Origin of the sequence: Methylobacterium sp. 092160098-2 (assembly GCF_028920805.1) — a bacterium.
Lineage (GTDB): Bacteria > Pseudomonadota > Alphaproteobacteria > Rhizobiales > Beijerinckiaceae > Methylobacterium > Methylobacterium fujisawaense.
Genome location: NZ_JAQPZJ010000003.1, coordinates 325,095 through 350,546 on the forward strand (window position 1 = coordinate 325,095; position 25,452 = coordinate 350,546).

The 25,452-nt window shown below is 70.7% G+C and carries 17 protein-coding genes; 9 read left to right on the forward strand and 8 right to left on the reverse strand.

Annotated elements, in window-relative coordinates:
- Nucleotide 1: 1 nt before the first annotated feature.
- Both PQI07_RS33800 and leuD read left to right on the forward strand, forming a co-directional pair.
- The gene (locus PQI07_RS33800; protein ID WP_274929044.1) at nucleotides 2-733 is read left to right on the forward strand and encodes a HisA/HisF-related TIM barrel protein; all 732 of its coding nucleotides are present in this window, start codon (nucleotides 2-4) and stop codon (nucleotides 731-733) included.
- Between the two features lie 69 nt (nucleotides 734-802).
- A complete protein-coding gene (gene leuD, locus PQI07_RS33805; RefSeq protein WP_043350546.1) occupies nucleotides 803-1,405 on the forward strand; it encodes a 3-isopropylmalate dehydratase small subunit in 603 nt (200 codons plus the stop codon).
- A gap of 73 nt (nucleotides 1,406-1,478) precedes the next feature.
- Here leuD and PQI07_RS33810 read toward each other — a convergent pair whose 3' ends face one another.
- Complete coding sequence (locus tag PQI07_RS33810) at nucleotides 1,479-2,150, reverse strand: O-methyltransferase (RefSeq protein WP_274929045.1); 672 nt, start codon at nucleotides 2,148-2,150, stop codon at nucleotides 1,479-1,481.
- 95 nt (nucleotides 2,151-2,245) lie between these two features.
- Between PQI07_RS33810 and PQI07_RS33815 the strand changes: the two genes are divergently transcribed.
- Nucleotides 2,246-2,899 (forward strand): TetR/AcrR family transcriptional regulator, encoded by a 654-nt coding sequence (locus PQI07_RS33815; protein ID WP_274929046.1) that lies wholly within the window; start codon nucleotides 2,246-2,248, stop codon nucleotides 2,897-2,899.
- A gap of 50 nt (nucleotides 2,900-2,949) precedes the next feature.
- On the opposite strand, the gene PQI07_RS33820 is transcribed toward PQI07_RS33815, so the two are convergent.
- Nucleotides 2,950-3,291, reverse strand: a complete 342-nt coding sequence (locus tag PQI07_RS33820) for a carboxymuconolactone decarboxylase family protein (RefSeq protein WP_078947260.1) — start codon at nucleotides 3,289-3,291, stop codon at nucleotides 2,950-2,952.
- Between the two features lie 171 nt (nucleotides 3,292-3,462).
- Here PQI07_RS33820 and PQI07_RS33825 point away from each other — a divergent pair, with 171 nt between their 5' ends.
- From PQI07_RS33825 to PQI07_RS33835, 3 genes are all read left to right on the forward strand, one after another.
- A complete protein-coding gene (locus tag PQI07_RS33825) occupies nucleotides 3,463-4,677 on the forward strand; it encodes a lytic murein transglycosylase (RefSeq protein ID WP_091955384.1) in 1,215 nt (404 codons plus the stop codon).
- A complete protein-coding gene (locus PQI07_RS33830) occupies nucleotides 4,674-5,057 on the forward strand; it encodes a RidA family protein (protein ID WP_043353789.1) in 384 nt (127 codons plus the stop codon). Before PQI07_RS33825 ends, PQI07_RS33830 begins: the two co-directional genes overlap by 4 nt.
- Before the next feature lie 490 nt (nucleotides 5,058-5,547).
- Nucleotides 5,548-7,140, forward strand: a complete 1,593-nt coding sequence (locus tag PQI07_RS33835; protein WP_274929047.1) for a methyl-accepting chemotaxis protein — start codon at nucleotides 5,548-5,550, stop codon at nucleotides 7,138-7,140.
- A gap of 115 nt (nucleotides 7,141-7,255) precedes the next feature.
- Here PQI07_RS33835 and rplS read toward each other — a convergent pair whose 3' ends face one another.
- From rplS to argB, 3 genes are all read right to left on the reverse strand, one after another.
- Nucleotides 7,256-7,657, reverse strand: a complete 402-nt coding sequence (rplS, locus tag PQI07_RS33840; protein WP_043351057.1) for a 50S ribosomal protein L19 — start codon at nucleotides 7,655-7,657, stop codon at nucleotides 7,256-7,258.
- A 131-nt stretch (nucleotides 7,658-7,788) separates the two neighbouring features.
- The gene (locus tag PQI07_RS33845) at nucleotides 7,789-8,550 is read right to left on the reverse strand and encodes a pyrimidine 5'-nucleotidase (RefSeq protein WP_043756067.1); all 762 of its coding nucleotides are present in this window, start codon (nucleotides 8,548-8,550) and stop codon (nucleotides 7,789-7,791) included.
- A gap of 188 nt (nucleotides 8,551-8,738) precedes the next feature.
- Nucleotides 8,739-9,632: an acetylglutamate kinase gene (argB, locus tag PQI07_RS33850; RefSeq protein ID WP_043351054.1), complete on the reverse strand. Its 894-nt coding sequence runs from the start codon at nucleotides 9,630-9,632 to the stop codon at nucleotides 8,739-8,741.
- A 311-nt stretch (nucleotides 9,633-9,943) separates the two neighbouring features.
- Here argB and PQI07_RS33855 point away from each other — a divergent pair, with 311 nt between their 5' ends.
- From PQI07_RS33855 to PQI07_RS33865, 3 genes are all read left to right on the forward strand, one after another.
- Nucleotides 9,944-11,287, forward strand: coding sequence for a UDP-glucose dehydrogenase family protein (locus PQI07_RS33855; RefSeq protein ID WP_274929048.1), 1,344 nt, complete (start codon nucleotides 9,944-9,946; stop codon nucleotides 11,285-11,287).
- 368 nt (nucleotides 11,288-11,655) lie between these two features.
- Nucleotides 11,656-19,098, forward strand: a complete 7,443-nt coding sequence (locus tag PQI07_RS33860) for a type I polyketide synthase (protein WP_274929049.1) — start codon at nucleotides 11,656-11,658, stop codon at nucleotides 19,096-19,098.
- Nucleotides 19,095-20,462, forward strand: a complete 1,368-nt coding sequence (locus PQI07_RS33865; RefSeq protein WP_274929050.1) for an aminotransferase class I/II-fold pyridoxal phosphate-dependent enzyme — start codon at nucleotides 19,095-19,097, stop codon at nucleotides 20,460-20,462. The genes PQI07_RS33860 and PQI07_RS33865 overlap by 4 nt, the downstream gene beginning before the upstream one ends.
- Nucleotides 20,463-20,651: 189 nt before the next feature.
- Here the strand turns inward: PQI07_RS33865 and PQI07_RS33870 are convergent, their stop codons facing one another.
- The 3 genes from PQI07_RS33870 to PQI07_RS33880 all read right to left on the reverse strand — a co-directional run bounded on the left by PQI07_RS33870 (nucleotide 20,652) and on the right by PQI07_RS33880 (nucleotide 25,241).
- Nucleotides 20,652-21,836 carry a polysaccharide biosynthesis/export family protein gene (locus PQI07_RS33870; protein WP_083936041.1) on the reverse strand — a complete coding sequence of 395 codons (1,185 nt, stop codon included), beginning with the start codon at nucleotides 21,834-21,836 and terminating at the stop codon, nucleotides 20,652-20,654.
- Nucleotides 21,837-22,029: 193 nt separating this feature from the next.
- On the reverse strand, nucleotides 22,030-23,520 hold the full coding sequence (locus tag PQI07_RS33875) for an LTA synthase family protein (RefSeq protein WP_274929051.1): 1,491 nt from the start codon (nucleotides 23,518-23,520) through the stop codon (nucleotides 22,030-22,032).
- A 218-nt stretch (nucleotides 23,521-23,738) separates the two neighbouring features.
- Nucleotides 23,739-25,241, reverse strand: a complete 1,503-nt coding sequence (locus PQI07_RS33880) for a capsular polysaccharide export protein, LipB/KpsS family (RefSeq protein WP_274929052.1) — start codon at nucleotides 25,239-25,241, stop codon at nucleotides 23,739-23,741.
- Nucleotides 25,242-25,452 lie beyond the last annotated feature (211 nt).

A 25,452-nucleotide genomic window follows, 5' to 3' on the forward strand; every position in this document is an offset into this window, starting at 1 on the left:
GATGAGCGCCTCGATGGACCACAGGATCGGGCGCCCCGGCTTCGCGGTGATCCCGGTGCTCGATCTCCGGGGCGGCCGCGTGGTGCGGGCGCGCCGGGGCGAGCGCTCCTCCTATGCCCCGATCGAGACGCCCTTGGCAAAGGGCTCGGCGCCGGACGCGGTGGCCCGCGGGCTGGTCGATGCGTGGCCCGCCGGGATCCTCTACGTCGCCGACCTCGACGCGATCATCGATCGCGCCGCGCCCGACCTCCGCGCCCTGGAGGCGATCGCCCGTGCCTGCCCGGGAATCGCCCTGTGGATCGATGCCGGCTTCGCCGAGCCTGCGGGCGTCGCGGCGTTCCTGGCCGCCGGCCTCGGGCGCCCGGTGATCGGCAGCGAGAGCCAGGCGGATGCCGGCCTCGTGACGCGGCTCGGCGACCGGGCGGTGTTCTCCCTCGACACCCGCGGGGCGGAGCGGCTCGGCCCGGCGGCCCTCCACGACGATCCGTCGCTCTGGCCGCCGGAGGTGATCGCCATGACGCTGGCGCAGGTCGGGGCCGGGGCCGGCCCGGACCTCGCGGCCCTGGGAGCCCTGCGGGTGCGGGCGCCGGATCGCCGCCTCTACGCGGCGGGCGGCGTGCGCGGCCCGGACGACCTGCGGGCGCTGCGGGCGGCCGGGATCGCCGGGGCGTTGGTCGCCTCCGCCCTCCACGACGGCACCCTGTCCCGGGCGACGGCACCCGACCTCGCGTGATGCTTCCGGCCCGGGCCTGCGGCTGCTAAACCGCGCGACAGAGAGACCACCGACACGAGCCGTCAGACGATGGAAAAGTTCACGACCCTGGAGGGCGTCGCGGCGCCCCTGCGGACGATCAACGTCGATACCGACCGGATCATCCCGGCCAAGTACCTGAAGACGATCCGGCGGACCGGGCTCGGCAAGAGCCTGTTCGCCGAGATGCGCTACCGCGAGGACGGATCCGAGAACCCGGACTTCATCCTCAACCAGCCCGCCTACCGGAACAGCAAGATCCTGGTGTGCGGGGACAATTTCGGCTGCGGCTCGTCCCGGGAGCACGCGCCCTGGGCGCTGGCCGATTTCGGCATCCGCTGCGTGATCTCCACGAGCTTCGCGGACATCTTCTTCAACAACTGCGCCAAGAACGGCATCCTGGCGATCGTCGTGTCCCCGGAGGACCTGGAGAAGCTGTTCGAGGATGCCGAGCGCGGCGCGAACGCCACCCTGTCGATCGATCTGGCGGCGCAGACCATCCGGGGGCCTGACGGCGGCACCCTGCATTTCGACATCGACGAGGGCCGCAAGCACAACCTGCTGAACGGCCTCGACGAGATCGGCCTGACGCTGGCGCGCGCCGCGTCGATCGATGCCTACGAGCAGAAGCTCGCCCAGCGCGAATGGGCCTGAGCGGCCCGCTGAGTGTCCCGACGGCGGTCGCGCTGAGGCGGCCGCCGGTCCGGCCCGGATACCGGGCCCTGCCTCACCTGAGCCGCATCGACAGCTCGACGTCCTCGGCGAACGGCACCGATAGGTAGCCGCGGCTCGGCGCGCGCACGCGCGCCAGGTAGTCCGGACTGTGGTCCGCGTTGTCGGCGACCACCAGGGCGCCCGGTCCGAGGCGGCTCTCCACGAGGCTGAGAACCTCCGGATAGAGCCCCTTCGCCCCGTCGAGGAGCAGCAGGTCGACCGAGTCGGGCAGGTCGAGGCCGAGGGTCTGCAGGGCATCGCCCTCGCGGAACTCCACGAGATCCGCCAGCCCGGCCTCCATCAGGTTCGCCCGTGCCCGCAGCACCTTGGACGGCTCGAACTCGCAGGTGATCAGCCGGCCGCCGCCATTGTCGCGCAGGGCCGCGGCGAGGTGCAGGGTCGAGAGGCCGAAGGAGGTGCCGAACTCGACGATCGTCCGCGCACGGCGGGTCCGGGCGAGCATGTAGAGCAGCCGGCCGGTCTCCCGTGAGACCGCGAGGGGCATGTCCTTGAGCCGGCTGTAAAAGTCTCGGTAGCCGGTTCGGCTGCCCATGAGGCGCGTCCGCTCGTCCGCCGAGAGATCGCCGATGGCGCTCACGGGTGAGGAGGCCTCTGATTGCGTGAAGAGACTGTCCAACAAGGACGCGATACGCGGCTCGGCGAGAGTAGAAGCTGAGCGTGACATGGCGATTTGCTTTCCGTCTTGCGTGCTCGACTGAACACGACGCAGAATACCGGCCCCCCCCTGCCCGCGCCTATTCGCATTCCGAGCCACACGTCATGCCCGATCGGCCAAGCCTCGGAATTTCCAAGCGAAAGCAGCCCCGGCAGGCGCGGTCCAGCGACCTCGTCGCGGCCATCCTTGAGGCGGCCACTCAGGTTCTGGCGGAGGTCGGCGCGGAGCGGTTCACGACGGCGCGGGTCGCCGAGCGCGCCGGCGTCAGCATCGGCTCGCTCTACCAGTACTTCCCCAACAAGGCGGCGATCCTGTTCCAGCTGCAGAGCGACGAATGGCGGGACACGACGGCCCTCCTCGCCGGCATCCTGCAGGATCGCACGATGATGCCGGGCGATCGGCTGCGCGCCGCGGTCCACGCCTTCGTGCGCTCGGAATGCGTGGAGGCGGCGATGCGACGGGCCCTCGACGCAGCCGCCCCGGCCTATCGCGATGCGCCCGAGGCCGCGGAGCCGCAGCTGGCCGGCACGCAGGCGTTTCGCGACTTCCTGCGCGAGGCGCTTCCGGCGGTTCCCGAGGCGGATCTGCAGGTCGCGGGCGCGATCATCGCGATGACCCTCGGCGAGGTCGGCGAGCGCATCTCGGAGGCGGCGCGGACGCAGGCCGCCATGGAAGCCTCCGCCGGCGCGCTGGCCGACATGCTGTGCGCCTACCTGGACCGCCTGCGGAGCCTGGGCCGGGCGGGCGCCTCGTCTTGAAGCCGGCACCGGGCCCGCGCGAGGGCCCGGGATCGACGCGGTTCGCCGCCTCAGCCGTTCTCGCCGGTGAAGGCCTCGAAAGCCCGGGCGGTGTAGACCAGGGCGGCACCGGCATTCAGCGCCACCGCGACGCCCAGCGCCTCCACGACCTCCTCCTTGCTCGCCCCGGCCTTACGGGCGGCCTCGGAATGGACGGCGATACAGCCGTCGCACCGGGTCGTCACCGCCACCGCGAGGGCGATTAGCTCGCGGGTCTTCGCGTCGAGCTTGCGCTCGGTCGGCGCCGCCGCGGCGAGCTGGTCATGAGCCTTGAGCAGGTCCGGGCTCACCGCGCCGATGCGCCCGAGCGTGCTCACCAACTCGGCGCCGTACTGATTCCAATCCTTCATCATGCGTTTCGTCTCCCGCCTTGGAGGGCCCGCCGCTCGCTGGCGGGCTCCGAGCCAACCTATCGATTGGTAGGCGCGGTGGTCAAGACGACGCGGATTTCCTCACCCTTCGTTAACCCACATGTCGCCTGAATCCGCGCCCAGACTCCGCCCCGCATCGTGAGGATCGCCAGCATGCCGAAGCACCCGACGGGACCGAGGAAAGCGCGCGCGCTCGGGCTGCTCGCCGGGATCGCGGTCGTGCCGCTGGCAGTCCTGCCCGCACGGGCCGATTTCGACAGCTGCCTCGCCGGCATCCAAGGGCAGGCCGCCGCGGCGGGCGTCTCGGCGCAGACCTTCCGGTCCGCCACGAGCGGCATCAGTTACGACGACAAGGTGATCGAGCTGTCTCAGGCGCAGCCCGAGTTCAAGACGCCGATCTGGGACTACATGGCGGCGCTGGTCGACGACGAGCGGGTCGAGGACGGGCGGGCCGCCATGCGCCAGCACGCGGCGGCCCTGGCCCAGGCCGAGGCGCGCTACGGGGTCGACCGCTACACGATCGCGGCGGTCTGGGGCGTCGAGTCGAATTTCGGCAAGAACCTCGGCAAGATGCCGCTGGTCCAGTCGCTGGCGACGCTGGCCTGCTCGAACAACCGCCGCCGGGACTTCTTCCGCGGCGAGCTGATCGCCACGCTCCGCATCATCGAGCGCGGCGACATCGCGCCGGAGCGGCTCACCGGCTCCTGGGCGGGCGCCTTCGGCCAGACCCAGTTCATGCCGACCACCTATCACCGCCTCGCCGTGGACGGCGATGGCGACGGACGGCGCGACGTGGTCGATTCGGTCGCCGACGCCGTCGGGTCCACCGCCAACTTCCTGCACGTCGCGAAGTGGCAGAACGGCCAGGTCTGGGGTTACGAGGTGAAGCTGCCCCGGGGCTTCAACGTCGGAGCCGCCGGACGCAAGAACAAGAAACCGGTCGCCCACTGGGCCTCGCTCGGCGTGACCCGCGTGGACGGGCGCCCGCTCTCGGGCGAGGGCCCGGCCGGGATCATCGCACCCGCCGGCATCGACGGCCCGGCCTTCCTGGTGACCAAGAACTTCGACGCGATCTACTCCTACAACGCCGCCGAGTCGTACGGTCTCGCCATCGCGGTCCTCTCCGACCGGCTGCGCGGCAAGCCCGGCGTCCAGGCCGCGTGGCCGACCGACGACCCGCCCCTGTCCCGGGCCGAGCGGCGCGATCTCCAGACCCGGCTGGCCGCCCGCGGCTACGATGTCGGTGAGCCGGACGGCAAGGTCGGCCAGAAGACGCGCGATGCCATCAAGGACGTGGAGCGCCGGCTCGGGATGACGCCCACGGGCCGTCCCGGCGGCAAGGTGCTGGAGGCGCTGCGCGGCGGGTGAGACGGCGGCTGATCACGTCGGGCTCCCCGTTCGAGCGGGACTACGGCTACTCCCGGGCGGTGGTCGACGGGGACACCGTCTACCTGTCCGGGACGACCGGCTACGACTACGCCACGATGACCATGCCCGAGGGGGCCGCCGCGCAGGCCGAGGCCTGCTGGCGCACGATCCGCTCGGTGCTCGCGGAGGCCGGAACAGATCTCGCCGGCATCGTGCGCGCCACCTATTACGTCATCGACCGGGACGACGCCGAGGCCGTGCTGGCGGTCTGCGGCCGGGTGCTGGCCGATGTCCGGCCGGCCGCCACGATCCTGGTCGTGGCGGGTCTTCTACGCCCCGAGATGCGCGTCGAGATCGAGGTCACCGCGCGGACCCGGTAGCGGCGCCCCGATCGCGCCGACGACGGCGAGCGGCCCCCGCATGCCGTTCCGCCGGGCCGCAGCGCCATCCGATCCTCCGACCCGATCATCTCCGCCGCGCCCGCATTGCGGCCGCGCCCGTCCCGGGTGCCGGGGGCATTCGACCCGTCCATTGCTGGGGTGCAGGTGCGGTTCGCCGGGGCGATCTCAGGTTCTGTCGTCGCTGGCGGCAGCCCATCCGTGCGGCCGGCATGCGCCATGTCAAAAGCAACGGCATCGTCGCCTCATCTGCAGATCTCGGTCGTTCAACTTGTAGGCCATGATCTTGATCTGCGCGCTTCTGTTGACATGAGCAATCGAATTTATCAGATCATGCCGCGGTATCGCTGGATTTGGCGATCTGCGGGAATTTATTATGCGCATTCGATTTTTCAGCGTAAGTCTGTTTCGTCGTATGATAGCGCAAATTGTACTCACCGTATTGATCGTTTCAGCCATTGGCGCTGGCGGATTGCGACTGTATTACGAGGAAATGCTGTCCGAGCGGCTTCAATCCCTGCGCGCGATCACGGAGCTGTTCACCACCTACGCACAAAACCTTGAGTCCCGGGTCAGAAGCGGCGCCCTGACCCGCGAAGCCGCCCTGGCGGAACTTGCCGAGACGGCCATGGCCATGCGCTTCGACAACGGCACGAACTACGTCGCCATCTACGCGATGGACGGTACGGCTCTGGCGGTTCCCGACCGCAGGCTTGTCGGCAGCAACCAGCTGGACGCCCGGGTCAACGGGGTGCGCGTGGCCGGGACGCTGATCGATCTGCTGAAGACCTCCGACACGGCCCTGACGACGTATCAGTATCCGCGACCCGGCCGCGAGGGTCTGTACCTGAAGACCACACGCGCCGTCAGGTTCACGCCCTGGAACATCATGATCGCGGCCGGGACCTATACCGACGACATCAAGGACGCTTTCCTGTCGCTCGCTCTGGCGGCAAGCGGCCTGCTTCTCGGGGTCGGCGCCCTCGGCGTGCTCGGCTCGGTCCTGATCGGGCGCGGCATCACGCGTCCGCTCGACCGGCTCGGCCGCCGGATGCAGGCCCTCGCCCAGGGCGACGTGACGGGCTCGATTCCCGGGCTCGATCGGACGGATGAGATCGGGCAGATGGCCCGAACCGTGGAGGTCTTCCGCCAAGCGCTGATCGTCAAGGCCGAGATGGATCGGACGGCGGCGCAGGAAGCGGCGGCCAAGGCCCAGCACGTGCAGAGGCTCGACGTGCTCACCCGGGCGTTCGAGGCCGATGCCGGAGCCCTCATGACGGGCGTCTCCGCGGCCGCTGCGCAGATGCAGGCGACCGCCGAGGCCATGGCACGGCGGGCCTCCCGCACGAGTGTCCGGGCCACGCATGTGGCGGGGGCCGCGCAGGAGACCGCCGGGAGCGTGCAGAGCGTCGCCGCCGCCACCGAGGAGATGGCGGTCACCATCCAGGACATCTCCGGACATATGGCGCAATCCTCGGCCAAGACGGCGCAGGCCGCGACCGAGGCGCAGCGCACCGACGCCCTCGTGGGCGACCTCGCGAACGGGGCCGAGCAGATCGGTGCCGTCGCCAGCATGATTGCCGGCATCGCCCGTCAGACCAACCTCCTGGCCCTCAACGCCACGATCGAGGCGGCCCGGGCCGGCGAGGCGGGCCGGGGCTTCGCCGTCGTGGCGGCCGAGGTCAAGGCGCTGGCTGAGCAGACGGCCAGCGCCACCGAGGAGATCGCCCTACGGATCGGCGCGGTCCAGGCGTCGACCTGCCAGGCCGTGGAGGCGATCCAGGGGATCGGCCGCACCATGGGGGAGGTCAGCACCCTCGCCGCCACGGTCGCTGCGGCGATCGAGCAGCAGGGCGCGACAACCGAAGAGATCGTGCGCAGCGTCGGGCGCGCCGCGGCGGCCACCGAGGCGGTCACCGGCAACATCGCCGACGTCTCGCAGGGCGCCGAGGAGACGGGCGGGGCGGCCGAGCGCGTTCTGGACGCCGCGATCGACATGTCGCGCAGGTCCGAGCAACTCGCCGCCGAGATCCGCCGGTTCCTGGACGGGATCCGGGCCGCCTGAGCGGATCGTATCGGCGGCCGGGACGGGGCGGCCGGCCAAGAAAAAACCGGCCCGGCTGAGCCGGGCCGGTCTGAAACCGGGCGATCGCTCCGGCCTGCGGAGCGATTCGGACAGCTTACTCGGCGGCGGTGGGCGCGGCGGCCGGGGCGTCCTTGGTCTTGTAGCGGTCGGTGCGCTCGACGATACGGGCCGACTTCCCGCGGCGGTCGCGCAGGTAGTACAGCTTGGCGCGACGCACCTTGCCGCGACGGGCCACCTTGATCGAATCGATCATCGGGGAGTGCACCGGGAACACGCGCTCCACGCCCTCGCCGTAGGAGATCTTGCGGACCGTGAAGCTCTCGTTGAGGCCGCCGCCCGAGCGGGCGATGCAGACGCCCTCGTAGGCCTGAACGCGGGTGCGCTCGCCTTCCTTCACGCGGACGTTGACGATCAGCGTATCGCCCGGCTCGAAATCCGGGATGGTCTTGGCGAGGCGCGCGACTTCCTCGCGCTCCAGCTGCTCGATGATGTTCATGGCATAGCTCCGGCCGTCGCGCCGCTTCGCCCCTCATGGGCGATCGGCGCCAGGATTTCGGCGATCCTGTTGTGAGTTGGGCGGCTCTCTACAGGATCGTTGCCGGCTTGTCGATTGCCGTTGGACGCGGTTCAGCGACGGTCCCGGTCGACCGGCTCTCGCTCCGCCTTGGCCTCGGGCAGCACGCAGGCGGCCAGGAAGGCGGCGAGGTCGTCCGTGATGTGATCGATATGCGGCTCGCGCACGGCCTCCTGCTCGAAGGCCTCGCGGTAGGGATCGGTGACCCTCGGCACCACCAGCACGGTGGCCATGCCGAGGTCGTGCGGCACCGCGAGGTTCCGGGCGATGTCCTCGAACAGGGCCGCGCGGGTCGGCTCGACGGCGTGCTTCTCCAGGAACCGCTCGTAAGTCGTGCGTTCTGGCTTCGGGACGAAGTCGGCGGCGGCGATGTCGAACACGTCCTCGAAATGATCGAGGATGCCGAGCTTGGCGGCGACGGTCTCGGCGTGCCGGCGCGACCCGTTGGTCAGGATCAGCTTCCGCCCGGGCAGCCGCTCGATCGCGTCGCCGAGGCTCTTGTCGAGCTTGATCGACGAGTGGTCGATGTCGTGGGCGAAGTCGAGGAAATCGTGGGGATCGACGCCCGCCTCCACCATCAGCGCCGACAGCGTCGTGCCGTAGCGGTGATAGAAATGCTTCTGCAGCGCGCGCGCCGAGATCCCGTCGAGTCCGTAGAGCTGCATCACGTAAAGGGTGATGCGCTCGTCGACCTTAGGCCAGACCGCGGCATCGCTCGGGTAAAGGGTATTGTCGAGGTCGAACACCCAGGTGTCGACGTCGGCGAAGCCGCGCGCCGCGGGGGTGGTGAACTGGGCTTTGCCGGGGTGGTGCACCGGAACCCCTCAGGTTGCTGATACCCACGGAATCTGTGGACCGGAACGGTCAAGCTCGCAAGTTTGATGCTTGTCCGGGGCTGGTCCTGTGGGCGGGGTACGACAATGCGCGGCGGGCGCAGATGTTGCCGCCACCGATGCGGGCGGCACCGCGCCGGGAGGCGGCGCGGTGCGGGTCGGTCCGATTCTTAGCCCCGACGGATCAGGGTGCCGGCGCCGTAATCGGTGAACAGCTCAAGGAGCACCGCATGGTTGACCTTGCCGTCGAGGATGACCACCGCCTCGACACCGCGCTCGAGCGCATACATGCAGGTCTCGATCTTCGGGATCATCCCGCCCGTGATGGTGCCGTCCGCGATCAGGCGCCGGCAATCCTCGACGGTGAGTTCCGGGATCAGCTTCTTGTCCTTGTCGAGCACGCCCGGCACGTCCGTGAGCAGCAGCAGGCGCTTGGCCCGAAGCGCCCCGGCGATCGCCCCCGCGAAGGTGTCGGCGTTGACGTTGTAGGTCTGGCCGTCAGCGCCGTAGGCGACGGGCGCCAGGACCGGGATCAGCTCGGCCTTCAGCACCGCGTCGAGGACGCCGCGCTCGACGTGATCCGGCTCGCCGACGAGGCCTAGATCGACGGTCTGCTCCACGTGGCTCTCGGGATCGACGACGGTCTTCATGGCCCGCTTGGCCCGGACCATGTTGCCGTCCTTGCCGCACAGGCCGACCGCCCGGCCGCCCTCGGCGGAGATCCAGCCGACGATCTGCTTGTTGATCAGGCCCGCCAGGACCATCTCGACCACCTCGACGGTGGCCTCGTCGGTGACGCGCAGGCCGCCGCGGAACTCAGACTGGATGCCGAGCCGGTCGAGCATCTTGCCGATCTGCGGCCCGCCGCCGTGCACGACGATCGGCTTCAGCCCGGACTGTTCCAGGAGGACGATGTCCTCGGCGAAATCCTCGGCCGCGGCCCGGTCGCCCATGGCATGGCCGCCGTACTTGATGACCACGATCTCCTGGTCGTAGCGCTGCATGTGGGGCAGCGCCTGAGCCAGGACCTCGGCACGCACGTGCACGTTGGGCAATTCGGTCATCGCGGTCCTTCGCCGATCCTTGGGTCGGGTCCTCGGGGGCGGATCTGCGGCCTCCCCTTCGGGCGGTGGCGCTTCTACAGGAAGCCGTCCGCGCTGCGAAGCCGCCCCGCCTCCATTCGCGGATCGGCGGCGCGCGGCCCGGCCGCCGGCGCACGGCGCCCCGGTGGCTGTCAAACTACAGTCATCCTTCGCGGGTGTTGCATTCCCGTGACAGACTGGACCGGATCCAGGCTGGCCCGGCTTGCATCGTCTGGCGGCCGGGATCATGTTGCATCGCAGCAAGCCGCTGGGCGAGCTGCCGGGAGGGCCCGATGCGGATTGCGATGATTGGGGCCGGGTATGTCGGCCTGGTCTCCGGAGCATGCCTTGCCGATTTCGGCCACGCGGTCGTCTGCATCGACCGGGATCCCGACAAGATCGCGAGCCTGAATGCCGGCCGCATGCCGATCTACGAGCCCGGCCTCGACGCGCTGGTGACCGAGAATGTCCGCCAGGGCCGGCTCGCATTCAGCACATCGATGCGGGAGGCCGTGGCCGAGGCCGACGCGGTGTTCATCGCGGTGGGCACGCCGTCCCGCCGCGGCGACGGTTTCGCCGACCTGAGCTTCGTGTTCGATGCCGCCCGGGAGATCGCCGGGGCGCTGTCGGGCTTCACCGTGGTGGTGACGAAGTCGACCGTGCCGGTGGGCACCGGCGACGAGGTCGAGCGCATCATCCGCGAGACCAATGCCGACGCGGACGTCGCGGTGGTGTCCAATCCCGAGTTCCTGCGCGAGGGCGCGGCCATCGCCGACTTCAAGCGTCCCGACCGCATCGTGGTCGGCGCCGAGGAGGCGCGGGCAGAGGCCGTGATGCGCGAGGTCTACCGGCCGCTCTATCTCAATCAGGCCCCGATCATGGTCACCGCGCGGCGCACCGCCGAACTGACCAAATACGCGGCGAACGCGTTCCTGGCGGCCAAGATCACCTTCATCAACGAGATCGCGGACCTGTGCGAAGCGGTCGGCGCCGACGTTCAGGCGGTGGCCCGCGGCATCGGGTTGGACAACCGGATCGGGTCGAAGTTCCTGCATGCCGGGCCGGGCTACGGCGGCTCGTGCTTTCCCAAGGACACGCTGGCGCTGGTCAAGACCGCCCAGGATGCCGGCACGCCGCTGCGGATGGTCGAGACGGTGGTGGCGGTCAACGACCAGCGCAAGCGCGCCATGGCCCGCAAGGTGATCAAGGCCTGCGGCGGCAGCGTGCGGGGCAAGACGGTGGCGCTGCTCGGCCTGACCTTCAAGCCGAACACCGACGACATGCGCGATGCGCCCTCGCTGGCGATCGTCGCCGGGCTTCAGGATGCGGGGGCGAAGGTGCGCGCCTACGATCCGGAGGGCATGGAGCAGGCCCGGATCCTGATGCCGGCTGTGGATTACGCCGAGAACGCCTATGCCTGTGCGGAGGGTGCGGACGCCCTGGTGATCGTCACCGAGTGGAACGCGTTCCGGGCGCTGGACCTCGACCGGCTGCGTCAGATCATGTCCTCCGACGGATCGGCCCCCGTGCTGATCGACCTGCGCAACATCTACGACCCCGCGAGCGCGGCGCGACACGGTTTCACCTATTGCGGCGTCGGACGAACCAAGGAGAGCGTCGCGCGGAACGGGTCTTGATCATCGCGGTGGAGACCGACGGGCCTGAATTCCTGTGCGGGATCTGCGCCGGCGCGCGAAGATTTCTTCCGGAATCGGGCCCGATGCCGCTAGACGGGCTGCCGCCCCCGAGGGGCAACTGTGGCTTTCTCGTGGTCGAGTTCGCGTCTCGACAGGCGGTCCAGCGGTTCAATCTTGGCGTTTTGGGCGCAGGGATTGGATAAGCCGCTGATGAATACATGTCACAGCCTCTGGCAATTTCGCCGCAGAGGGATGACCTCGCGTTGGGGCTGGTTGGACACCGCAATGGTGCCACAGTAAGGGGTGAGAGGGTACTCACTCGTCGAGAGCCGAGCCGACTTCCGATAACGAGCGTGTGCGAACCGAACGTGACACAACGTACAGACATTGCGATCGTCGGACGCGCATGCCGACTGCCCGGAGCCCCCAGCGTCGACGGGCTGTGGTCACTCCTGTCCGAGGGGCGCTGCGCCGTCAGCAAGGTGCCGGCCGACCGGTTCTCCCTGGAGCGGTTCGCGCACCCGCGCGCCCATGAGCGCGGCAAGAGCTACACCTGGGCCGCCGGTGTCATCGACGACGTGTGGTCGTTCGACCCTGCGGTATTCGGGATCTCGCCCCGCGAGGCGGAGCAGATGGATCCGCAGCAGCGGATGCTGCTGGAACTGACCTGGGAGGCTCTGGAGGATGCGGGCCTGCGCCCGTCCAGCGTGGCCGGCAGCAATATCGGCGTGTTCGTCGGCGCCTCGTCGCTCGATTACGGCAACCTGCGCATCCTCGACGCGCCGTCGGGCGACGCCTATGCGGCCACCGGCAACACGCTCTCGATCATCTCGAACCGCATCTCCTACATCTTCGACCTGAAGGGCCCGAGCTTCACGGTCGACACGGCCTGCTCGTCCTCCCTCGTCGCCTTCGACAACGCCGTGCAGGCGATCCGGTCGGGCCGCGTCGACACCGCCGTCGTCGCGGGCGTCAACGTGCTGGCGAGCCCGTTCAACTTCATCTGCTTCTCCACCGCGCAGATGCTCTCGCGCACCGGCCTGTGCCAGGCGTTCTCGAAGAACGCCGACGGCTACGTGCGCTCGGAGGGCGGCGTGGTGTTCGTGCTGCAATCGGCCGAGGCCGCGCGGCGCAACGGCGCCACGGTCCGCGCCGTGGTGGCGGCCTCGGGCATCAATTCCGACGGGCGCACCACCGGCATCTCGCTGCCCTCGGGCTACGCCCAGGGCGCCCTCTTGGAGAAGGTCTACCGCGAGGCCGAGATCGGTCTCGACGACCTCGCCTTCATGGAGGCGCACGGCACCGGCACGCCGGTGGGCGATCCGATCGAGGCCTCGGCCATCGGCTCGAAGCTCGGCCGCGGCCGGCAGGCGCCGCTGCCGATCGGCTCGATCAAGACCAATATCGGCCACACCGAGCCTGTCTCGGGCCTTGCCGGCCTGATGAAGGCGACGCTGGCGCTGGAGCACGACCTCGTGCCGCCGTCGCTGCATGCGGCTGAGCTGAATCCCGAGATCCCCTTCGACGACCTCAACCTGCACGTGGTGCGGAAGGCCCTGCCGATCACCCGTGGCGCGCGCGAGCGTTTCGCGGGCGTGAACTCCTTCGGGTTCGGCGGCACCAACGCCCATGTCGTCATCACCGACGCCCCGGCCTGGTCCAGGGCCGCCGAGTCGGCCCCGGCGCCGGAAGCCCAGGTGCTGCTGCTCTCGGCCCAGAGCCGGGCCGCACTGAACGAGTTGGCCCTCGATTACGCCGAACGCCTGGAGGCCGAGCCCGCCCAGGTTCCGACCATCGCGGCCGCCGTCGCCCACCGCCGCGAGCGCATGTCGGCCCGCCTCGCCATCGCCCTCGACGGCAAGGCCGACGTGGTTGCCGCCCTGCGCGCCGTCGGCGAAGGCGAGGACACGCAGGACGCCTTCACCGGCACCGCCGTCGACCGTGTCGCCGAGGTGGCCTTCGTCTATTCGGGCAACGGCAGCCAGTGGGCCGGCATGGGCCGCGAGGCCTACGAGGAGAACCCCGCCTTCCGCGCCGCCTTCGACCGGATCGACACCCTGTTCCAGGGCTACTCCGACTGGTCGCTCAAGGACGCCCTCTACGCCGACGACCTGGACGAGCGCCTCGTGCTCACCAGCGTCTCGCAGCCGCTGATCTTCGCCATCGAGAGCGCCTCCACGGCCGCCCTCAAGGCCAAGGGTCTGATCCCGTCCTATGTCCTCGGCCACAGCGTGGGCGAGATCGCGGCCGCCGAGGCCGCCGGCATCCTGAGCCTGGAGGACGCGGTCCGGGTCATCTACTACCGCAGCCACCATCAGGAGACGACGCACGGCCAGGGCACCATGGCGGTGCTGCTGATGCCGTCCGAGGAGGTCGAGGCCTTCCTGAAGGACTACCCGTCGCTCGACATCGCCGCCTACAACAGCCCGAAGGCCGTCACGGTCGCCGGGCCGGTGGCCGATATCGACGCCGCCCTCAAGGCGCTGTCGCGCAAGCGCCGCCGCGGCCGCAAGCTCGACCTCGCCTACGCCTTCCATGGCCGGCTGATGGACCCGACCGAGAAGCCGCTCCTGCGCGATCTCGCCGGGCTGAAGGCCAAGGCCGGCACCACCGCGATGGTCTCCACCGTCACCGGCAGCGTGCTGGACGGCAGCCATTTCGGCGCCGGCTACTGGTGGCGCAACATCCGCGAGCCGGTGCGCTTCTGCGAAGCCGTGCAGGACGCGACCCGCCGCGGCGCCCGCGTCTTCGTCGAAGTCGGCCCGCGCGCGACCCTCATGTCCCATGTCGGCGACGCGGTCGAGCCGCTGGGCATCGAGACCGCCACGGTCGGCGTGATGCACCGCAAGGCCTCCGGTGGCGATCCGATCGCCAAGGCGGTCAGCGCCGCGCTGGTCCAGGGCGCGCAGGTCGACGAGACCCTGCTGTTCGGCGACGCGCCCAAGGGCGATGTCCGCCTGCCGACCTATCCGTGGCAGCGCCGGCCGTTCCGTCTCGCCGACACCACCGAAGGCGTCGGCGCGATGAGCCCCCGCCCCTACCATCCGCTGATCGGGTCGCGCACGACCTTCGACGGACTGGAATGGAACGGCTTCGTCGATCCGGTCACCGTGCCGGAGCTGGAGGACCACAAGGTCGACGGCCAGGTGATCATGCCCGGCGCCGGCTTCGTCGAGATGGCGCTGGCCTGCGTCCGCGAGGCCCTGCGCGACGACGAGGTCGTGCTGGCTGATTTCGAGATCGTGGCGCCGATGGTGTTCGCCGAGGAGGCCCTGCGCGAGGTCGCGGTGCGCCTCTCGGGCTCCGGCAACGGCATCCAGGTGCTGAGCCGTCCGCGCCTGACGCAGACGCCCTGGCAGCTCCACGCCCAGGCGAAGATCGTCGAGGGCACCTTCTCGTCGCCGAAAGCCCCCGACCTGAACGGCTTCAGCTTCGAGACCGCCGGCGAGCACGTGCTCACCGGCGACGCGCTCTACGCCAAGGCCCTCGCCTCGGGTCTGGCCTTCGGCCCGAGCTTCCAGCAGGTGGCGATGAGCGCCCGGCTGGACGACGCCACCATCGTGTCCGACCTGCTGCCGGCCGAGCCCGACAGCCGCTACGCCCTGGTGCCGAACCGGCTCGATGCCTGTTTTCACGGGTTGATCCTGCTCTTCGCCGATCTCCTCGGCGAGAATGGCGGCAAGGCCTACATCCCGGTCCGCTTCGGAGAGGTGCGCCTGCTGCGCCCCGGCGCGGTGATCACCCGTTCGATCATCCGGACGCGCCGCTGCAACGAGCGTTCGATCCTGGCGGACTTCACCCTCCTCGATGCCGAGGGGGTGGTGGTCGCCACGATCCGCGAGGGCCGATTCCAGGCCCTGCGCGCCAAGAGCGGCGGTGACCTCGCGGCCTTCGCGATCTCGCAGGTGCCGGAACTCGCCACCGAGCCGACCGCGATCCCCATGGAACGCCGTCCGAGCGTGGCCGCGCGGCTGCGCCCGCTGGCCGCCGAGGCGAAGGGGCCGGCCGACGCCGCCCTGTCTCCGGGGCACCTCCTGCTGGAAGGCTGGGCGACCTCGCTCGCCTACCGCCTCGCCTCCGGTCTGGCCCAGGGTGCGACCGTCTCTGTCACCGACAGCCGCGTGCCCGAGGCCTTGCGCCCCTGGCTGCTGAACGCCCTCTACGCCCTGGAAAGCAGCGGCCTCGCCGAGCGTGCGGGCCAGAACTGGACGCTGGGCGACGGCTCCGCGTTGCCGGCGCCCGACGAGATCATGCGCTGGATCGCTGGTGATCATCCGGATCTCTCGGCCGAACTGGTGCTGATCGCCGATGTCGGCGCCCTGGTCGACCGGCTGCTCGCCGGGAAGCTGACCGACGCGCCCGCCCTGCCGCAGGGGGCGATCGACGCCTTCGTGCTGCGCTCGGCCACCGCGCGCCACGGCGCCGACGTGGTCGCCAGCCTGATCGAGCGGAGCCGAGCCCAGCTCCCGAAGGAGCGGGCGCTGCGAGTCCTCCAAGTCGGCTTCGGCCCGCTCTCGGCGCAAACCGCGACCTTCGCGGCCGCCGCCGAGGCCCGGCTCACCGTCTTCGAGACCGATCGCCGGCTCGCCGAGCGCGCCCGCCTGTCCCTGGGACGCGCCGCCGCCGTGGTCGAGACCGCCGAGGAGCTCGCTCCCGGCAGCTTCGACCTGATCCTGGCGGCCGGCAGCCTCCACCGGGGCGACCGGTCCCTTCCGGGCCAGCTCGCCGGCGCGCTCGCCACCGGCGGCCTGCTGGTGGCGGTCGAGCCGGGAGCGTCCCTGTTCCGCGACCTCGTGTTCGGTCTCACGACCGGCTGGTTCGAGGAGGCCGTGGGCGGCATGCCTGTGGGCCGGCTCGAGGACATCGAGGGCTGGCAGCGCACGCTGAGCGCCCACGGCCTCGTCAAGGTCGAGGTCGAGCGGGCGGCCTCCGCCAACGGCGACGACCTCCTGCTGACGGCCGAGGCGCCGGTGCGTCCGGGCCCGGCCCCGGCACAGAGCTTCGCGTTCATCATCGGCTCCGACGACGAGTTCGCGGCCGAGACCGCCTCGTCCCTGGCGACCCTGCTGGTCGCGGGCGGCGTGCATGTCTCGATCATCCTCGACTCCGAGACCTCCCTGATGGAGCTGGAGAAGGAGACCCCCGACACGGTGGTGTTCCTGGCCGGCGCCTTCACCCGCGGCGGCGAGGCGGCCGAGCGGCTGCGCGACCGCTGCCTCAGCCTGAAGCGCTGCACGGAGCATCTCGGCGCCCGCCAGACCCGGCTGTGGGTCGTGGCGCCGGGGGCCACCCGCGACCGCGGCGGCCAGACCACCAACATCGAGGCCGGCGTGTGGGCCTTCTCCCGCACCCTCGCCAACGAGGCCCCGAACCTCGACGTCCGCCGCATCGACCTCTCCCCCGAGATGTCGTCGAAGCGCGCCTCGGAGCGCCTGCGCGACCTGATCCTCTCCGGCACGCCGGAGACTGAGATCGTGCTGGACGACGAGCGGACCCAGGTCGTGCGCTTCCATGCCGGCCGGCCGCAGCACCGGGATCCGGCCGATACCGTCCCGGCCGAGGCCGCGCGGCTGGAGCGCAGCAACACCGGCGGCCTCAGCGAGATGGTCTGGGGTCCGGCCGAGCGCCGCGCCCCCGGCAAGGGCGAGATGGAGATCGCGGTCGAGGCCACCGGCCTCAACTTCCGCGACGTTCTCTGGGCGCTCTCGATGCTCCCCGAGGAAATCCTGGAGGACGGCTTCGCCGGCCCGCGCCTCGGCCTCGAATGCGCCGGCCGCGTCACGGCCGTCGGCCCGGGCGTGAAGGGCTTCAAGGTCGGCGATCCGGTCGTCGCCTTCGCCCAGTCGGGCTTCGCCACGCATATCGTGGTGCCCGACCTCGTCGTCGCGCCGATGCCGCAGGGCCTCGACCCGATGGCGGCCGCCACCGTGCCGGTGGCCTTCCTCACCGCCTATTACGGCCTCGTTTCCTGCGCCCGGATGCGGCGCGGCGAGTGGGTGCTGGTGCATGGCGGCGCGGGTGGCGTCGGCCTCGCGGCCCTTCAGATCGCCAAGCTGAAGGGTGCGCGAGTCATCGCCACCGCCGGCTCCCGCGAGAAGCGGGCCCTCGTGAAGGCGCTGGGCGCCGAGCACGTGCTCGATTCCCGCTCGCTCGCCTTCGTGGACGAGGTCCGGGCGATCACCGGCGACGGCGTCGACATCGTGCTGAACAGCCTGTTCGGCGAGGCGATGGAGCGTTCGCTCAACGCGCTGCGGCCCTTCGGCCGCTTCGTCGAGCTGGGCAAGCGCGACTACGTCGCCAACACCCATATCGGCCTGCGCCCGTTCCGGCGGAACCTCAGCTACTTCGGCGTCGACCTCGATCAGGTGATCCAGCACCAGGGCGACGACGGCGCGCGGATGTTCCGCGAGGTGATGGCGCTGTTCAACGACGGCGGCCTGAAGCCCCTGCCCTACCAGCCCTTCACGGCGGCCGAGACCTCGGACGCGTTCCGGCTGATGCAGCAGTCGGGTCACATCGGGAAGATCGTGATCAGCCCGCCTAAGGCCGGCACGATCATGAAGGACACGGCGAAGCCGTTCACGGTCTCGGAGACGGGCGTCCACCTGCTGACCGGCGGCCTCGGCGGCTTCGGCCTCGAGGCGGCGCGGTGGCTGATCGACCGGGGTGCCAAGCACCTCGTGCTGGCCGGCCGCAAGGGGGCGGCCACCGATGAGGCCAAGGCGATCGTGGCCGAGCTGTCGGCCCAGGGTGTGACCGTCGAGGCGAAGGCCGTCGACATCACCAGCCGCGCCTCGGTGGACCGTCTGCTCGCCGAGATCGAGCAGAAGGGCAAGAAGCTCGCGGGCGTGCTCCACGCCGCGGCGGTGCTCCAAGACGGACTGATCTCCAACATCGACGCGGCTGCGCTCGACGCGGTGATCGGCCCGAAGGTGATCGGCGCCCAGCACTTGGACGCCGCGACCCGTGACCGGAGCCTCGACTACTTCGTCCTGTTCTCCTCGGCGACGACCTTCATCGGCAATCCCGGTCAGGGCTCCTACGTGGCCGCCAACGGCTTCATGGAGGGCTTGGCGCGCCAGCGCCGCCGCCGCGGTCTGCCCGCCCTGGCGGTGGCCTGGGGGGCCATCGGCGATGTCGGCATGCTCGCCCGCAACAGGGCGGTCATGGAAGGACTGGCCGGTCGCGTCGGCGTCACGCCGATGGAGGCCCGCCGCTGCCTCGACCTGATGGCCGAGGCGCTGGAATGCCAGGGGACGTCCCCCGACGAGGCGGTGATCGCCATCGCGGCGATGCATTGGGGCAAGGCGCGCGAGCGGCTCGCCACGATGCGCTCGCCGAGCTACGCGGAACTCGGGTCGGACCAGCAGGTCGAGGCCGGCGGCGTCCAGGCGATCAACATCGGGGCGCTCCTCAAGGGGGGCGACCTCGACGCGGTCCGCAAGACCGTGTCGGATGCGATTGTCGAGGACATCGCCCGGATCCTGCGCCTGCCGAAGGACGACATCAGCCGCGTCCGCCAGCTCTCGGAGATCGGCCTCGACTCGCTGATGGGCGTCGAACTCGGCGCCAGCCTGCAGGAGCGCTTCGCCCTCGACGCGCCGCCCGCGGGCCTGTCCTCGGGCATGACCGTCACCGAACTGTCGGAGTCCTTAATTCAGGCGGTTTCCGCGCCCATGGATGAGACCGCCGGCGTCGCGATGAGCCTCGTGGCGAAGCATGTCGGCGGTGAGGTCGATGCGCAGATGATCGCGCCTCTCAAGGAACTCATCGAGCAGACGTCCAGCGGGATCAAAGAGACCAACTCATGACCGACACGGCACGGCCGGACGGCGGGCGGGCGGCGCTCGCCGGCTTCGTGACCAACCGGCTCGGGCGCGCCACGCCGCGCCCGGCCCCCGTCAAAGCGGCCTCGCCGGCCGGGAAGTCGGCGGCGCAGAACTTCGAGAACCTGCCGGGCTACCGGGAGCTGAAGCTTCAGCGGCAGGCGGCGGAGCTGATCGGCCTGGGCAACCCGTTCTTCCGCGTCCACGACGCCAAGGCCGGAGCAACCACCCGGATCGACCAGAAGGCCTTCACCAACTTCTCGTCGTATGACTATCTCGGCCTGAACGGACATCCGCGGGTGAGCAACGCCGCCCGCGAGGCGATCGATGCCTACGGCACCTCCTCGTCGGCGAGCCGTGTCGTGGCGGGGGAGCGTCCGGGCCATATCAGCCTCGAACAGGCTTTGGCCAAGCACTATCAGTCCGAGGGCTGCGTCGTGATGGTGAGCGGGCACGCCACCAACGTCACGACGATCGGCGCCCTGCTGGAATCCGGCGACGTCATCTTCCACGACGCCCTCTCCCACAACAGCATCGTCACGGGCGCGCAACTCTCGGGGGCGCAGCGGCGCTCCTTCGCGCATAACGACCTCGATGCCCTGGAGACCCTACTCCAGTCGACCCGCCACGAGCACCGCCGGGCGCTGATCGTGGTCGAGGGCCTCTACAGCATGGACGGCGATGCGCCGGACCTCGCCGGGCTCGTGGCCCTCAAGAAGCGCTACGACGCGTGGCTGATGGTCGACGAGGCCCATGGTCTCGGCGTCACCGGCCGCACCGGCGCGGGCCTGTTCGAACATTGCGGTGTCGACCCGAAGGAGGTCGACATCTGGATGGGCACGCTGTCGAAGACCCTGTCCACCTGCGGCGGCTACATCTGCGGGCCGATTGCCCTGATCGAGTACCTCAAGCACACGGCGGGCGGATTCGTGTACAGCGTCGGCATGTCGCCGCCGCTCGCCGCCGCTGCCGAGGTGGCCCTCGCGGTGATGCATACCGAGCCGGAGCGGGTCGAGCGCCTGCGCCAGAACGGCACCTTGTTCCTGGCGACCGCCAAAAAGCTGGGCCTCGACACCGGCTTCAGCCTGGGCCTCGCGGTCGTGCCGATCATCGTCGGTGACTCGCTGAAAGCCGTCACCCTGTCGGACCGGCTGTTCCGCCGGGGCATCAACGTCCAGCCGATCATCCACCCGGCGGTGCCGGAGCGGGCATCGCGCCTGCGTTTCTTCCTGACCTCCGAGCACACCCCCGACCAGATCCGCGACACCGTGAACGCGGTGGCCGAGGAACTGGCGGCCATCGACAAGGGCGGCTCGCTGATCGAGCAGCTGCTGGCCAAGCGGGTCTGAGCCCGTCCGGGGCCGTGGGCCCCGGATCCACGACGAGCGTTATGACGGGAAACGGGGCGCGGATGACATCCGCGCCCCGTTTCGCTTTGAACCCAGGGTGTCCGCAGGCGCGATAAGGAAGGGCCGGGATCCGGGATCGCGCGCACAGGCGGCGCCGCGATCCCGATCGTCCCCTATGCGGGCCGCTCCCTACTTGGCGTAGGAGTAGGCCAAGGCGGCGGAGGAGACTGGTCCGGTGACGCCGCTGAAGGCGGTGAGCACCTTCTGGACCTCGGTGAACGGCGCGTTCGACACGTAGATCAGATCGCGGTTGCGCATGCGGAACGCCTGGGAGACGAACAGGCTGTTGGGATCGCGCATGTCGATCCGGTAGACCACCGGCACCAGCGGCGTGCCGAGCAGCCGCGAGCTGGGGCTGAGGCGCCGCACGACGCTGGCCGGCTCGAACCGGAAGATAAACGTCCCGGCCGGGTCGGCGGCGAAGTCCGACAGGCCGCGCGCCTTGGCCAGCGCCTGGGCCAGGGTGATGCCGTCGGCCTGGAACGGCAGCTCGGTGCTGTTGCCCAGCGCGCCCACCGCGATGAAGGTCTGCGGGTCGCGCACCAGGGTGAGCACGTCGTTGGGCCGCAGGTAGATGTTCTCCTTGGGGTTCGACACCACCGTGGTCAGCGGCACGGTCGCGGTCACCGGGCCGCGCGAGAGCCGCACGAAGGTCTCGTTGACCGGCGCGCGGTTGCCGCCGGCGGCGGCGATGACGTCGAGGATGCGGTCGCCGTGGCCCGAGAGCGGCAGGCGGGCGCCGGCGGCGCCCTCGCCGGTGACGGTCACCGCCTGGCTGATCGGCCGGGTGACCGAGACCAGCACCTGCGGCTGGATGGCCTTGCCGGCGAGTTCGTTCTCGATGAGCGCCTGGACGTCCTGGGTGCGGCGGCCGGCGACCTTGATGCGGCCGGCATAGGGGACCGAGATGGCGCCGTCGCGCCCGACGGGCTGCTCGGGGATGAGGGCGGACTTGGAGCCCGCCGAGAAGCGGTCGGCCACCAGCGGCCCGGAGAACAGGCCGCCCGACCCGGCTTCCCAGATCGAGACCGAGACCATGTCGCCGACGCCGATCACCGGCTCCGAGGAGGGACGGTGGTCGCCGAAGGAGGCGAGCAGGCTGTCCAGCGGCCGGCCGCGCAGGGCCTCGACCACCGAGGGCGTGACGTCGATGATCTCGTAGCGGGCGATCAGGCCGCCGTCGGCGGTGGCCACCTCCGCCCCCGCCTGGATCGCGCCCGCCGTCGGACCCGCCGCAGGCAGGTAGGTGCAACCCCCTGCAGATCCCGCCGCCAGAGCGGCCATCAGGGCGGTGCGCGCCGTCTTACGCAGCATCACAGAGACTTCTCCTCGCCGACCCCGCGCCATCGCTGGCCCGGGCCGGGACATCCAGTTTGACCGCCAAACGCTGCGATCGCTTTAACGGCCGCGCCGAACCGGCGGCCGCCTCGCGGACGGTCGCGCTATCCGTGGGCAATGCGTCACCAGCGTGGCACGGCCACGCTTATGGCGCGCAAGCTTAACCTTATCATGTCCCGGCAGCCATGTCCGCCGGTGCGCTCGCGAGAATCCCCCGCAGCGCCCGCCCGAGCTCGTCGGCGGCGATGTCGACCTGAGCCGGAGTGCCCTGCGGTTGGCCGAAGCGGAACAGGGCGTAGTCGGTGGTCCGGCCTCCAAAGCCCGGCTTGCAACTCGGCAGCGACGGTGCGTGGTCACCGAACACGCAGAGCGTGATGGTCTGGTGGCGCTCGCGGGCGATGACGTCGAGGCCCGCCACGATGTCCTCCACCATCTGTCCGGTATTGGCGACGTGGTGGAGGTACTGGGCCTGCGGGTCGTCGATGCCCGGCAGCCGCCCCGGCTTCCAGGGGCCGTGGTTCTCCATGGTCACGCAGAACAGAAACAGCGGCGTCTGCCGGGCCCGGACCTCCGCGAGGAGGCGGTCGCCGAGGGCGATGTCTCCGACATAGGGGCCGACGCGCGGCGTGTCCGTGAAGGCTTCGCCCATCACGAGGTCGGCGAAGCCGAAGGCCTCCATCACCCGTGCCCGGCGGAAGAAGTCCCTGTGGAACGGGTGCAGGAACAGCGTGCCGTAGCCCCGTCCGCGGGCGAGCCGGGCGAGGCTCGTCGGCTCGTCCCCGCTCCGGGACGTGTAGGGGTCGTACCGGCCGAAGCCGAGGCTGTCGGAGGGCCGGCCGGTGAGTACCGCGTGCTCGCTGCGCATCGTGTAGGCACCGTGCGCCGGGACCCGAAGGCGCCCGTACTGCGCGGCCCGGGTGCGGAACAGGTCCATCACCGGCAGCTTCGCGCCGCCCAGCCGCTCCGGATCGACGAAGGATTCCAGCTGGATCACCACCACGACGTCGTCGCCCGGCCCGTTCGGCAGCGCCGGCGTCTCGGGCACGGGCTCGCCGCCCGCCATCGCCCGGGCGGTGTAGCCCAGAAGGCTCGCCGGCAGGCCGACCCGGGTCACGTCGGCCTCCAGGTCGGGCTGGGGGAACCAGCGGGCGATCAGCCCTGCGAGCGGCGGGCGCGGCGCGGCCTTGACCAGCAGCCAGAGCGCGAGCGGCAGGCCGAGCAGGGCCAGGATGCGCGGCAGCGTGGCGGCGGGCAGCACGCTCGGCTCGGTCCGGTACCACAACACGGTCACCGCCAGGGTGAGCAGGACCGGACCCGCGATGCGCGGATCCCACAGGGGCGGGATGTAGTAGAGCTGCGGATGCCGCGGCACCTGGGGCAGCAGGGCGAAATCGCTGAACAGCAGCGGCTCGCCGATGACCGAGCGCTTGGCGCGGCTGACGACGATGAGGATCGCCACCGTGATCACGCAGGTCAGCCCGGCGAGCCAGGGGCGCCAGGAGAATGCGAACCAGAACAGCAGGATCAGCAGGTAGCCGAGCAGCCGCAGGCCGAGATCCCGCGGCGCGAGGCTCGCCCGGCTGAGCGAGTCGCCCGCCAAAACCTCCAGGGCGAGGCAGACGGCGAGCGCGAGACCGGTGGCGATGAGGAACGTCGTCAAGACTCGGACACTCGGCGTGGGGCGGGCCTGCTCTCCGCCGGAATCCGGTCCGGCGGGAAACAGCGCGCGGGAGCAAGGAGTTGCGAGCCGTTCCTGATCCGGAATGATCGGGACCGGCCCCGGGGCGGGCTGCTGAGGTCTGACTCTAGCAGCGCGCGCTATCGCTTTGGTGTCACATCAGAGTCTCGTGAAACCGGATTCCGCGCGACGGCCCCGGTCTAGCGCGGGCCGCCTCCGGCCTCGCGGCCGACGCCGCGCCGGAGGCGCAGGGCCCGGACCACGGGATTGAGGAGGCCGTAGCGCGCGCGCATCACCAAATGGGCCGTCCGGCCGAGGGAGAGGGCGTTGCGCGGCGCCGCCGCCCGGGCCGCGCTCAAGCGGTCGAGGAGCTGCTCCGGACTGCACGGCTTCATCGCCACGGGGTCGAGGTAGCGCGAATAGAGGATCATGGCGCCCGCCACCAACTCGTCGAGGCTCAGCCGGCGGCCGCGATCGGCGCCCGGCGCGAGATCCTCCGACAGGCCCCAGCCCGAGTAGAACGGCCGGCCGTGCGTCGCCACGCTGAGTCCGCGGATCAGGGCCTCGAATCCGGCCAATGACGTCATGGTCTCGACGTGATGCACCCGGTCGAGGAGGTCGACGATGCTGATGCCCGCGACGATCCGGTCGGCCAGGGTCAGGGCCTCCGCCTCCGGGATGATGCCGGGACGGAACCCGGCCTCCACGTCGGGATGCGGTTTGTAGAGCAGGAACGCGTCCGGATTCCGCCGCCGCGCCGCCTCCAGCAAGGCCCGGTTCGAGCGGACCAGCGGCGAACCGTGACGCACCGAGGCGTCGTCTTCCACCTGTCCCGGCACCAGCACGATCCGCCGTCCGGCGGGCCAGTCGAGGGCCGCGGCGTCGAGGCCGACATTGTACTTGCTGAGCCGGCGCGCCACGACCTCCTCGCGCAGGCGCCGCGCCCGGGCGACGAGGTCCGGGGTGAAGTCGGCCTCGGCCAGCAGGCGCTGCAGGCGGCTCTCCCGGCGCGGGTCGTAGTAGATGCCGAGGTCGTCCACCACCACGGAGGCGCCGGGCTGAAGGCTGGCGCCGAGGCCCACCGAGCGCAGGAACCCGTCCTCCACCCGGGCGAGGGGCAGGCCGGCCCGCGCGCAGGCCTCCTCGAGCTGGCCCGGGGCCCGCGTCGCCCAGGCGAGAAGGCGGCCGTCATGGCGCCGCCCCGCCGCGATCGCGGCCTCGGTGGTCATGGTGTGGATCGGCCGGCCGGCGGGCCCGGCGCCGAGGACGTCCAAGGCGGGCCGCTTCCAGCGGGACATCCCGACATAGACCACCCGCCGGTCGTTCTCGGCGAAGCGCGCGGCGAGCCATGCCACCCGCTCGGCGCAAGCCGCGCGGTCGATCGGCAGCCGGTTCCAGGGGTCGAGGTAGTGGACGCCCCCCTCCCCGCCGACCGGCGCCCCGTCGAGGCTGATCCGCAGGGATGCGAAGCCGGTCTCCGGCGAGTCGTACGGGCTCAGGAGCGGCCCGGGGGCGACCACGAGGCGGCGCCGGCCCGTCAGCGCCAGAATCCGCGCGGCCAAGCTTCCCGCGCCCCAGACCGCGCCGATCGCGCCCGGACGCGCCGCCCCGAAGGCGAGGCCCGTCGCGGCCTCGATTTCCGCCCGCAGGCGGCGGATCGTGCGGCCGGTCGCGTAGAGCGACGAGGTCGGGTCAGGGGGCATGGTCGGTGCGTCCGGCTCCGGTCGGGTGAGGTGCTGGGCCCGCCTGTAGCGCATTTTCGTCGGCCTGGGATGTGGTGCAAGGCGGGGACAACCTGAGCGCGCGTCGCCGTCGCCACGTCCTGGAAAGGATTTGGACATATCGTCGCCGCGATTGCCCGCCTAATCCGAAGGCTGAGCCGCAGGCGTGCGACCGTTGCAGACGGGCCACGCA